The organism is Mesorhizobium sp. M0715, from assembly GCF_040320355.1.
Taxonomy (GTDB): Bacteria; Pseudomonadota; Alphaproteobacteria; order Rhizobiales; family Rhizobiaceae; genus Mesorhizobium.
Window position 1 is genome coordinate 51,404 of record NZ_JAMYPL010000033.1, and the last position, 11,176, is coordinate 62,579.

At 64.6% G+C, this 11,176-nt stretch carries 13 protein-coding genes and 1 pseudogene; 7 read left to right on the top strand and 7 right to left on the bottom strand.

What is annotated here, in order from left to right:
- Window positions 1-86 precede the first annotated feature (86 nt).
- Entirely contained in the window at window positions 87-278 is a 192-nt protein-coding gene (locus tag NKI21_RS28725) for a hypothetical protein (protein ID WP_023814163.1), read from the top strand.
- 73 nt (window positions 279-351) lie between these two features.
- Here NKI21_RS28725 and NKI21_RS28730 read toward each other — a convergent pair whose 3' ends face one another.
- The 6 genes from NKI21_RS28730 to rph all read right to left on the bottom strand — a co-directional run bounded on the left by NKI21_RS28730 (window position 352) and on the right by rph (window position 4,258).
- Entirely contained in the window at window positions 352-789 is a 438-nt protein-coding gene (locus NKI21_RS28730; protein WP_023814162.1) for an EamA family transporter, read from the bottom strand.
- A 25-nt stretch (window positions 790-814) separates the two neighbouring features.
- On the bottom strand, window positions 815-1,138 hold the full coding sequence (locus tag NKI21_RS28735) for a low molecular weight protein tyrosine phosphatase family protein (RefSeq protein WP_023814161.1): 324 nt from the start codon (window positions 1,136-1,138) through the stop codon (window positions 815-817).
- A gap of 3 nt (window positions 1,139-1,141) precedes the next feature.
- Entirely contained in the window at window positions 1,142-2,305 is a 1,164-nt protein-coding gene (hemW, locus tag NKI21_RS28740) for a radical SAM family heme chaperone HemW (protein ID WP_352613488.1), read from the bottom strand.
- A complete protein-coding gene (rdgB, locus tag NKI21_RS28745) occupies window positions 2,302-2,949 on the bottom strand; it encodes an RdgB/HAM1 family non-canonical purine NTP pyrophosphatase (protein ID WP_352613486.1) in 648 nt (215 codons plus the stop codon). The genes hemW and rdgB overlap by 4 nt, the downstream gene beginning before the upstream one ends.
- A complete protein-coding gene (locus NKI21_RS28750) occupies window positions 2,949-3,359 on the bottom strand; it encodes a VOC family protein (protein ID WP_352613485.1) in 411 nt (136 codons plus the stop codon). The genes rdgB and NKI21_RS28750 overlap by 1 nt, the downstream gene beginning before the upstream one ends.
- A 182-nt stretch (window positions 3,360-3,541) precedes the next feature.
- On the bottom strand, window positions 3,542-4,258 hold the full coding sequence (gene rph / locus NKI21_RS28755) for a ribonuclease PH (protein WP_013528632.1): 717 nt from the start codon (window positions 4,256-4,258) through the stop codon (window positions 3,542-3,544).
- A 198-nt stretch (window positions 4,259-4,456) separates the two neighbouring features.
- Between rph and hrcA the strand changes: the two genes are divergently transcribed.
- The 6 genes from hrcA to NKI21_RS28785 all read left to right on the top strand — a co-directional run bounded on the left by hrcA (window position 4,457) and on the right by NKI21_RS28785 (window position 9,857).
- On the top strand, window positions 4,457-5,539 hold the full coding sequence (gene hrcA / locus NKI21_RS28760; RefSeq protein ID WP_027040272.1) for a heat-inducible transcriptional repressor HrcA: 1,083 nt from the start codon (window positions 4,457-4,459) through the stop codon (window positions 5,537-5,539).
- 24 nt (window positions 5,540-5,563) lie between these two features.
- Complete coding sequence (locus tag NKI21_RS28765; protein WP_023814156.1) at window positions 5,564-5,761, top strand: hypothetical protein; 198 nt, start codon at window positions 5,564-5,566, stop codon at window positions 5,759-5,761.
- A gap of 98 nt (window positions 5,762-5,859) precedes the next feature.
- On the top strand, window positions 5,860-7,212 hold the full coding sequence (locus tag NKI21_RS28770) for a PQQ-dependent sugar dehydrogenase (RefSeq protein ID WP_352613483.1): 1,353 nt from the start codon (window positions 5,860-5,862) through the stop codon (window positions 7,210-7,212).
- 111 nt (window positions 7,213-7,323) lie between these two features.
- Complete coding sequence (locus NKI21_RS28775; protein ID WP_352613481.1) at window positions 7,324-7,941, top strand: LysE family translocator; 618 nt, start codon at window positions 7,324-7,326, stop codon at window positions 7,939-7,941.
- A gap of 177 nt (window positions 7,942-8,118) precedes the next feature.
- The gene (gene cysK / locus NKI21_RS28780; protein WP_352613479.1) at window positions 8,119-9,099 is read left to right on the top strand and encodes a cysteine synthase A; all 981 of its coding nucleotides are present in this window, start codon (window positions 8,119-8,121) and stop codon (window positions 9,097-9,099) included.
- A gap of 131 nt (window positions 9,100-9,230) precedes the next feature.
- Window positions 9,231-9,857 carry a glutathione S-transferase family protein gene (locus NKI21_RS28785; RefSeq protein WP_352613477.1) on the top strand — a complete coding sequence of 209 codons (627 nt, stop codon included), beginning with the start codon at window positions 9,231-9,233 and terminating at the stop codon, window positions 9,855-9,857.
- A 3-nt stretch (window positions 9,858-9,860) separates the two neighbouring features.
- On the opposite strand, the pseudogene NKI21_RS28790 reads toward NKI21_RS28785, so the two are convergent.
- A pseudogene (locus NKI21_RS28790) lies at window positions 9,861-11,078 on the bottom strand (RNA polymerase sigma factor); the annotation flags it as partial.
- Window positions 11,079-11,176: the final 98 nt, after the last annotated feature.

The window sequence follows — 11,176 nt, forward strand, 5'->3', positions numbered from 1 at the left end:
ATGTAAGGAATTCGCCTTTCCTTTGCCACAGTGGGGAACCAAACCGGCGTTGGCAGATTAGCCCCCTGATTCCGGAGGAGGACAGGATGGACAGCCTGAAGATACAGGACGCTTTCGAGCCTTACTATGCCGGCCGCAAGCGCGGTGCCGCGCCCACGGCCAAGCGCCCGCCTGCCAAGACCGAGAACAGCCTGACCAAAGAGCGGACCGCGAGCACCTCGCCGACGAAGGGCAGGCATTCCGACAGCAACAAACCAGACAGCACGACGGAGCACTGACCGGACGATGCCCAATCGCTTCGACATCTTCATCACCCGTCTTGAAACAAAGAATGCCCGCAACGGCGCGCAACTAGCCTCGATAGGCGACCAGCACCGCGCCCGCCGCGATAAGGGCGACGCCAAGCCAATTCGCTCCGGACAACCGCTCGCCGAGAAAGGCCGCGCCAAACACCGCCACAAGCACGACGCTTAGCTTGTCGATCGGCGCCACCTGCGCCGCATTGCCGATCTTGAGCGCCCGAAAATAGCAGAGCCATGAGGCGCCGGTCGCCAGACCGGACAGGCCGAGGAAAGCCCAGGTCTTTCCCGAGATTGTAGCCGGCGACTGGAACTGGCCGCTGGCGAGCAGGATGGCACCGAGCACGATCAGGATGATGACCGTGCGGATGAAGGTGGCGAAATCGGAATTGATGTTCTCGATGCCGACTTTGGCGAAGACCGCCGTCAGGGCCGCGAATGCAGCCGAGAGGAGGGCCCAGAATTGCCAGGAGGATACGGTCAGGTTCATGCCGGTGGCCTTTGCGGATGGCGTCTCAACCGAGATACCGTGAAACGCGTGCCTTCAGAAGGCTAATCAACTCAAGATCCATGAATTCATACTCGTCAGGTATATCGAGGCAGATAACACGGGCCTTCCTCAGGCTGGCCTTGAATTTCTTCTGCAGTTTGGTGCGGTGCGCCTTTTCCATGACGAAGATGAGGTCGGCCCACGCCACCAGATAATGCGTCAGCGGCGTGTCGGCATCGTGGTTGGTCCCCGCCGAGGCCACCTCGATATCCCGGCGCGTTGAAAACACCTGTTCGGCGGTCGGGCTGCGCAAGCGGTTCTGGCTGCATACGAAGAGGACGTTCTTCAAGGGTTAGCGCGCCAGGTCCGCCACTACGGCGTCGAGCACGATCATACCGGCCGGCGTGGCGCGCAGGCGCGAATTGCCGATCGGCGCTACCAGCCCCTCTCCCTGCAGCATCGACAGTCGCGCGCTCGACAGGCCGCGTCCGGAGAACGCTTCGTAGCGGGAGAGGTCGATGCCTTCGGCGAGCCGCAGGCCCATCAGCAGGAATTCGTCGGCCTCTTCCGAACGCGTCAGGATTTCGCCGCCGGTGACGCCATGGCCCTTGGCCTCGACCAGATTGGCCCAGGTTTCCGGCATCCGCTCGGCGATCGTCACCGTGCGGCGACCATTTTCGACGAAGCGGCCATGCGCGCCCGGCCCGACGCCGACATATTCGCCATAGCGCCAATAGGTGAGGTTGTGCCGGCTCTCGGCGCCCGGCCTTGCGTGGTTGGAGATCTCGTAAGCCGGCAAACCATGCGCCGATGTAATCTCCTGCGTCAGCGCATAGAGGTCGGCGGCGTGGTCATTGTCGGGAATGATGAATTTCTTTGCCGCGTGCAGGGCGTGGAAGGGCGTGCCTTCCTCAATGGTCAGCTGGTAAAGCGACAGATGGTCGGCGGCATGGCCGATCGCCTGTTCCAGCTCCGATGCCCAAGCCTCCGGCGTCTGGCCGGGCCGGGCATAGATGAGGTCGAAGGACAGCCTTGGGAATATTTCCCGCGCGAGGCCGATGGCGTGCAGCGCTTCCTCGACATTGTGCAGCCGCCCGAGGAAGCGCAAATCCTTGTCATCCAGCGCCTGCACGCCGAGCGACACGCGGTTGACGCCGGCTGCCCGGTAGCCGCGAAAGCGTTCGGCCTCGACCGAGGACGGATTGGCCTCCAGCGTCACCTCGATGCCATCAGGCACAGTCCAGTTCTTCGCCACGGCGTCCAGAACCCTGGCCACGGTTTCCGGCTTCATCAGCGACGGCGTGCCGCCGCCGAGAAAGATGCTGGTCACCTCGCGCAGCCCGGTGCGTTCGCGCATCGTCGCCAGTTCGGCCTCGAAGGCGGCGGCAAAGCGCTCCTGGTCGACTGGCTGGTGGCGGACATGGCTGTTGAAGTCGCAATAGGGGCATTTGGCCGCGCAGAACGGCCAATGGACATAAACGCCGAAGCCGGGCGTCCGGTCGAGCAGCATGCTCATGGCGAGCCCAATCTCGCTTTGGCGAACTTCTGGAAGGCGCGAGCGCGATGCGACAGCGCCGTCGGCTGGCCGGGCTTCCAGCCGTGCTTTTCCTCGGCCGTCATCTCACCAAAAGTCTTGTCGAAGCCGTCGGGGAGGAAGACCGGGTCGTAGCCGAAGCCGAGTTCGCCGCGCGGCGGCCAGACCAGCGTGCCTTCGGCCTCGCCGCGATAATATTCCGCCTCGCCGTCGGGAAACGCCAGGCAGATGACGGCGACGAAGCGTCCCTTGCGCTGTTGCGGCAAGGCCGCGCCGACTTCCTGCAACGCCACTTCGGTGCGCTGCATGGCCATGCCGAAATCGCGCGATCCATCCGGGGTTTCGGCCCAGTTGGCGGTGTAGACGCCGGGCGCGCCGTCGAGCGCGTCGACGCACAGGCCGGAATCGTCCGACAGCGCCGGCAGGCCGGTCGCCTTGGCTGCGGCGAGCGCTTTGATGTAGGCGTTCTCCTCGAAGGTGGTACCGGTCTCGTCCGGTTCCGGCAGGCCATACTCCTTGGCCGATTTCGCTTCGAAGCCGAACGGCCCCATCAGGTCGGCGAATTCGCGCAGCTTGCCTTCATTGTGGCTGGCGACGACGATCTTCTTTCCGTCGAGAGAATGCATCAAAGGCCCCAGATTCGTGGCTCGGCGAATTCGATCGAATTGCCCGAGGGGTCGCGTGTATAGATCGAACGGCCGCCCTGCGGCCATTCAAATTCGCTTTCGATAGCGATGTTCTTCGCCTCGAGATGCGCTTTCCAGCGCACGATTTCGTCGGCGGTCGCAGCAAAGCAGAGATGGCCTTCGCCGACCGTGCCGTGCGGCGGCACCGGCAGCCTGGCGTCGGACGCCGGCGGGATTTTGGTCGCCTCGGCGTTGAAGACGAGCAGCACGCCGGGGCCGCAGCGGAAGAAGAGATGCCGGCCGGCCACCTTGCCGAGGAGGGGGAGGCCGAGGATGTCGGTGTAGAAGGTTTCCGCTGCGGTCAGGTCGCTGACGTAGAGAGCTGATTCAAGGATGGCAGAGGGCATCACGAGGCACCCCCCTCTGCCCTGCCGGGCATCTCCCCCGCAAGGGGGGAGATTGGCAGCCTCCGCATCGCCGCGCCCTTTGCAACGTTAGAGATTAGCGAAGCCCGAAACGACATCCGATCTCCCCCCTTGCGGGGGAGATGCCCGGCAGGGCAGAGGGGGGTGTTCAAGCTCGGCATTTAATCCTAAGCCACTGCCATCTGCTGCAAACTCACCAACCGCTGGATGCCTTTCTTGGCCAGGCCCATCAAGTCCGCGAACTGCTCTTCGGAGAAAGGCTCGCCCTCGGCGGTGCCTTGGATCTCGACGATGCCACCCTTGCCGGTCATGACGAAATTGGCGTCGGTGCCGGCCGCGGAATCCTCGATATAGTCGAGGTCGATAACCGGCTGACCGTCATGGATGCCGCAGGAGATCGCAGCGACATGGTCCTTCAGCACCTTGGCGACGCTGGCCATCTGGCGCGCTTCCATCCAGCGCAGGCAGTCATACAGCGCCACCCAGCCGCCGGTGATCGATGCGGTGCGGGTGCCGCCATCGGCCTGGATGACGTCGCAGTCGACGGTGATCTGCTGCTCGCCCAGCGCCTGCAAATCGACCACGGCGCGCAGGGAGCGGCCGATCAGCCGCTGGATTTCCAGCGTGCGGCCGCCCTGCTTGCCGGCCGAAGCCTCGCGGCGCATGCGCTCGCCGGTCGAGCGCGGCAGCATGCCGTATTCGGCCGTCACCCAGCCCTTGCCGGAATTGCGCATCCAGCCAGGCACTTTTTCCTCAAGGCTGGCCGTGCACAGGACATGCGTGTCGCCGAACTTCACCAGGCACGAGCCTTCGGCATGCTTGGAGACGCCGCGCTCGAAGGAGATGGCACGCATTTCGTCGAATTGGCGTTTGGAAGGGCGCATTCAGGCTGCTTTCTTGTCATTTTTCGGAATCTTGGCCGGCTTGTAACCGCATGGGACGCGTGGCGCAAAGGAAAATGGCCTGACGATCTGACGCAGACACCGGGTGATCTCACACAGACACCGGGTGATCTCACAAAGACACCGGGTTGCGCGGGTGCAGTGTAAGTCTATATCGTTGGGCCGGAGGTTTTTGGCCGTATGACCAAGGCAGTCGATCCCGCTTCGCAGTCGCCCGCGCTTCAGTCGCTCGATATGCGTTCCCGCGACATCTTCCGGCGCATTGTCGATTCCTACCTCAGGGACGGTGAACCGGTGGGCTCGCGCAGCCTGTCGCGTATCCTGCCGTCCTCGCTGTCGCCGGCGACCATCCGCAACGTGATGAGCGATCTCGAGCATCTCGGCCTGATCTACGCGCCGCACATCTCGGCCGGCCGGTTGCCGACGCAGGCCGGCCTGCGTTTCTTTGTCGATGCCTTCATGGAGCTTGGCGACCTTTCCGACGAGGAGCGCCGCGCCATCGAGGCACAGGTTCGGGCGTCCGGCTCGGGCGCGACGCTGGAGCACATGCTGACCGAGGCCAGCCAGATGCTGTCGGGCATGTCGCGCGGCGCCGGCCTGGTTCTGGCCGCCAAGAACGAGGTGGCGCTGAAGCACATCGAATTCATCCAACTCGAACCGACCAAGGCGCTGGCGGTGCTGGTGTCGCAGAATGGCGACGTCGAGAACCGCGTCGTCGAGCTGCCTGCCGGCATCACCGTCTCGCAACTGCACGAGGCCTCAAATTTCCTCAACGCCCATATACGCGGCCGAACGCTTGCCGAGGCGCGGATCGAGATCGCCCGCATCAAGGAAGAGACCAGGGCCGCGCTCGACACGCTGTCGCAGGACCTGGTCGAGAAGGGGCTGGCGGTGTGGGCCGGCGCCGACAGTGGCCTGCCGGCACGGCTCATCGTGCGCGGGCGCGCCAATCTGCTCGAAAACGTCACCGCCCAGGCCGACATCGAACTGCTGCGCCATTTGTTCGAGGACATGGAGACGCAGGACGGGCTTATCCAGTTGCTTGACCTCGCCGAAGAGGGATCGGGCGTGCGCATCTTCATCGGCTCGGAAAACAAGCTGTTTTCGCTGTCGGGCTCGTCGCTGGTTGTCGCGCCCTATCGCGACAAGGATGCCCGCGTCGTCGGCGCGCTCGGCGTCATCGGCCCGACCCGGCTGAACTACGCGCGCATCGTCCCAATGGTCGACTATACGGCGCAGCTGATTTCCCGCATGCTGCGCTGAGCTGATCCAACCGAGGAGACGATGATGGCGCTCGAAGAATTCAAGGCCCGGATCAGCCTGCTGCTGGAAGAGATGGTCAACCAGCCGGAAGACCAGCACGAGATCCAGGAGCAGTTGCGTGAAAAACTGCAGGAAATGCGCGCCATGGGATTGCCGCTGCCGGCTGACCTCGTCGAGTTGGAAAAACGCCTCGACGACGATTTTTACGCCGCCGGGACCTGAGCCGGGAAACCGGAAGCTTCCTCCACCTCATCGTGTGCCGTGGAACGATCGACGAGACCGCTCGTTCCTGTTCTCACGCCCAAACATTGGAGGACCGAATGATGCGTTTTGCCGGCCCCGCAATTTCCGCCGCACTGTTTCTCTCGACCGCTTCATTCGCCCAGCAGGCGGACGATCCGGTGCTCAAAGGCGCGGCCGCATTCGGCGACTGGCGAGCGGACAAGCCGGGCACACGCCGCCTGATCAGACCGGACGATCTGCCTAAGCCCTATGCCACCCGGTCGACCTCGAACAGCGCCGGCGTTGCGGACATGCCGGCAGACGCGAAGCTGCAACTGCCGCCGGGGTTCTCGGCCGAGCTGGTTGCATCGGGCATCGACAATCCACGCGTCGTGCGCGTCGCGCCGAATGGCGACCTGTTCGTCGCCGACAGCGAGGCCAACCAAGTCCGCATCTACCGTCTGGCCGAAGGCAGTGCGAAGCCTGCGCAGGACGGCATCTTTGCCGGCAATCTCAACCAGCCCTATGGTATTGCCTTCTATCCGCCAGGCGCTGACCCGCAATGGGTCTATGTCGCCAATAGCGACAGCATCGTGCGTTTTGCCTACCGCAATGGCGACCTGAAGGCCTCCGGCGATCCAGAAACCATCGTCGACAACATCCCGGCCAATCACCACTGGACCCGCGACATCGCTTTTTCGCCGGACGGCAAGACGCTTTATCTGTCGGTCGGCTCGGGATCGAATGTCGCCGAGGACATGGGCCAGGAGCCGAAGGGCGGACTCGACGCCTGGGCGGCGTCGCAGGCGCTCGGCGCGCCATGGGGATCCGAAGATGGCCGCGCCGATGTGCTGGCCTTCGATCCCGATGGCAAGAGCGGCCGCATCTTTGCCACCGGCCTGCGCAACTGCTCGGGCATGACCGTGCAGCCGGCGACCGGCGCGCTGTGGTGCGTCGTCAACGAACGGGATGCGCTTGGCGACAATGTGCCGCCCGAATACGCGACCGTGGTCAAGGACGGCGCCTTCTATGGCTGGCCGTGGTATTATATCGGCGACAATGAGGATCCGCGCCACAAGGGTGAGCGCCCCGATCTTGCCGGCAAAACGACCGTTCCCGATGTGCTGATGCAGGCGCATTCGGCGCCGCTCAACATCGCCTTCTACGATGGGAAGAGCTTTCCGGCCGAATACAAGGGCGATGCTTTCGTCGCTCTGCACGGGTCATGGAACCGCGGCAACCGGACCGGCTACAAGGTGGTGCGGTTGCTGTTCAAGGACGGCAAGCCAACCGGCGAATATGAGGATTTCATCACCGGCTTCGTCGTCTCGAACGGTGAGGTCTGGGGGCGGCCGGTCGGCGTGGCGGTGGCCCTGGATGGCGCGCTGATCGTCACCGAGGACGGCAACGGCACCATCTGGCGTGTCACCCATGGCGACGGTCGTTCCTGAGCGCAGTTCGCACAGGCGTGGTGCAATCGAATCCGAGTTTCAGGGAATTCACGCCCGCCGGACTTTGTGCGATAGGATGCCGTGATAGCAGCGTCGCGCAAGGCCGCAACCATGACCCTCACCGGATTCCTCGCCTACAGCGCCGCTCTCGGCATCGCCGCCGCGATTCCTGGTCCCGGCATCACCGCGCTGGTCGCCCGTGCGCTCGGCTCCGGCTTCCGCTCGTCGCTGGCGATGTCTTTTGGCCTGATGGTTGGCGACATCACCTATCTGACCGCCGTGGTGCTTGGCCTCGCCTTCGTCGCCCAGAGTTTCGGCATGGTTTTCCTCGCTATCAAATGGCTCGGCGTCGCCTATCTCGCCTTCCTCGGCTGGCGCTTCTGGAACAGCGGCATCACGCCCGAGACCGTCGAGGCCAGAAAAGGCAAGGGCGGCTTGCTGTCGAGCTTTGCCGCCGGCCTGACCCTCACGCTCGGCAATCCGAAGACGATGATCTTCTATCTCGCCATCACGCCGACCATCGTCGACCTGAAAACCATCACGCTGGCCGACTACGGCATTCTCGTCGCGCTGACGATCGTCGTGCTTCTGGTGGTGCTGGTGCCGTATCTGGCGCTGGCCGCCAAGGCGCGCTGGTTCCTGAAGTCGCCGCGCGCGCTCAAGGCGCTGAACCGTACGGCTGCCGGCTTCATGGTCGGTGCCGCTGCAGCGATTGCCGCCCGCCAATAGCGGGCTTTCGGCCAAAGCATTTCGCAAACAGGCCTTTGCGGGAAATGCTTTTCCGAGACGGCACTGTTTTAGACACAGGTCTCACTCGGATATTTTCAATCGACAGTCTATCTTGCGCGGTCGAAGGTCCTATGTTGCCCGCAAATCCACTTGCCTGAAATTCTGGGAGCGAAACCAATGAACAAGCCCACCACATCAGCCCGCGTGCCCGGCCGCGGCCGCGTCTACGATTCCATCACCGACACGATCGGCGATACGCCTCTGGTGCGGCTCGACAAGTTCGCTCGGGAAAAGGGCATCGTCGCCAATCTCATCGCCAAGCTCGAATTCTTCAATCCGATCGCCTCGGTCAAGGACCGCATCGGCGTGGCGATGATCGAGGCGCTGGAGGCGTCAGGCAAGATTTCTCCCGGCAAGACCACGCTGATCGAACCGACGTCGGGCAACACCGGCATCGCGCTTGCCTTCGCCGCTGCCGCCAAGGGCTACAAGCTGATCCTGACGATGCCCGAAACGATGTCGATCGAGCGCCGGAAAATGCTGGCGCTGCTCGGCGCGGAGCTAGTGCTGACAGAAGGCCCGAAAGGTATGAAGGGCGCCATCGCCAAGGCCGACGAACTGGCAGCGACGATCCCCAACGCGATCATCCCGCAGCAGTTCGAGAACCCGGCCAATCCGGAAATCCACCGCACGACGACGGCCGAGGAAATCTGGAACGATACGCATGGCGAGGTCGATATCTTCGTCGCCGGCATCGGCACCGGCGGCACCATCACCGGCGTCGGCCAGGTGCTGAAGAAGCGCAAGCCCTCCGTGCATGTCGTCGCCGTCGAGCCGGACTCCTCGCCGGTTCTGTCGGGCGGCCAGCCCGGCCCGCACAAGATCCAGGGCATCGGCGCCGGCTTTGCGCCCAAAATCCTCGATACGACGATCTATGACGAGATCGTCAAGGTGTCGAACGAGGATTCGGTCGCCAATGCCCGCCTCGTCGCCCGCCTCGAAGGCGTGCCGGTCGGCATCTCTTCGGGCGCCGCCCTGCAGGCGGCCATCGTCGTCGGCTCGCGGCCGGAGAACAAGGGCAAAAATCTTGTGGTGGTCATCCCGTCCTTCGCCGAGCGTTACCTGTCGACAATCCTGTTCGAGGGGCTGGGATCGTAATCCGACGCTTCTTCGTGACCAAGCTGGCCCGCTGAAAAAACGCCCGTGGCCGCCATGGGCGGCTTGAGCGCCACACCGCTTCCGGTTCATATTTCCCCCGGCCTGCTTTGCGCGGGCCGGGGGAGAATTTCATGTACAAGCTTTATACCCGTCCCGGCAGCGGCGGCTTCGTGGTGGAGGCGGCGCTGGCGCTGGCCAATGTACCATTTGAGCAGATCGACGTGCCGAAGACCGACCGGCCCGATCCCGCCTTCCTCGACATCAGTCCGTTGAACCAGGTGCCGGTGCTGACCCTGCCGGACGGAAGCTCGATGACCGAATCGGCAGCGATCTGCATTGTGCTTGCCGAGCGCCACCCCGACGCCAATTTGGCGCCGGGAGCAGAAGCGCCTGCCCGCGCGGATTTCCTGCGCTGGATGGCCTTTATGTCGTCTGTTCTCTATTCGGCAGTGCTGCGTTTCTACTACGCATACCGCTACACGGCCGATCCCGAAGGCACCAAGGCGGTCAAGCTGGCGGCCGTGGCCGAGATGGACCGCGGCTTTGCCGTTCTCGATGCCGCGCTCGAGGGCCGTGACTGGCTGGTCGGTGACCGGATGTCGCTGGCCGACATCTATCTGGTCATGCTGGTGGCCTGGCATCCCGACATCGACAGCGCGCGGACGGCATGGCCGAACATCGAACGCCTGTGGGCGCGGCTGCGCGACCATCCGCTGATGAAGACGCTCAACACCTCGCACGAGATGTGGCCGGGCTGAAGCTCAATTTCTGAGCACCGCCCGTTTTCCCTGCAGGAACCGGCGCACCGCCGGGTCTCGCTCGAGGCCGATCGCCCGGTCGTAGGCTTCGCAGGCTTGCGGTACCTGACCAAGCCTGGCCAGGAGACCGGCGCGTGCGGCCCAATAGGGCTGGTACTCGTCAAGCCGCTTGTCGTCGCCCAGCACGTAAAGGGCCGCCAATCCGGCCACTGCGCCCTCGGCCTCGGCGATCGCCACCGCGCGGTTTATCGCCACCACCGGCGATCCTGCGATCGAAAGCAGCGCGTCGTAGAGTTCCTGGATCGCCACCCAGTCGGTGCGGCCGGTGAACCTTCGTGCCGCATGCGCGGACTGCACGGCCGCCTCAAGCTGGTAACGGCCGATGACGCCCTTGGACGCGGCGTGGGAAAGCAGCGCCTCCGCCTCATCGATGAGGGCGCGGTCCCATAGAAGGCAATCCTGTTCCGCCAGCGGCACGAAGTCGCCTTCGGCACTGCGCCGTGCGGCGCGGCGGGACTCAGCAAACAGCATCAGCGACAAGAGGCCCAGTGCCTCCGGCTCCTCCGGCAACAGCGAAGCCACCAGCCGGCCGAGCCAGATGCCTTCGGTCGCCAGGTTGCGGCGCCGCGTTTCGGTGCCCGCCGGGTCGGTCCAGCCTTCGGCGAAGGCGGCGTAGATCGCTTCCAGCACCGCATCCAGCCGTTCCCCGAGTTCGGCCCGCTCCGGCACGCGGAACGGAATGCCGGTTTCACGGATGCGGGACTTGGCCCGCACCAGGCGCTGGCCCATGGTTGCGGGCGAGACCAGGAAGGCGGAGGCGATCGTCGCGGCGTCGAACCCCAGCACCGTCTGCAGGATAAGTGGCGAGCGTACGCTCGATTCGATCGCCGGATGGGCGCAAGCGAACATCAGCCGCAGCCGATCGTCGGGCAGATCTTCCTCGGTCATGCGTGCCTCCGCCTCCTGCGCAATCAGCTTGAGATGCTCGCGGCCGGCCTCGCTGGTGAGCCGCCGCCGCACCGCATCGACGCGGCGCCGCCGCGCCACCGCCAGCAGCCAGGCTTCCGGCTTTTCCGGCACGCCGGTTCGCGGCCAGCGCTCGAGGGCGGCGGCAAAGGCATCGGCCAGCGCGTCCTCGGCGGCGGCCACGTCGCGCGTGCGGGCCGCGAGCCAGGCGACCAGCTTGCCGTAGCTCTGCCGCGCGGCCGCCCCGGCGGGCGCCCCCGGGGAGGGCGGGGGCCGGGGCCAGCACCGGAATTTATGGGGCGTGTGTTGGGCCTTTGCCCACTAGGGCGCCAAATGGACCGGGCGGGTGGGGG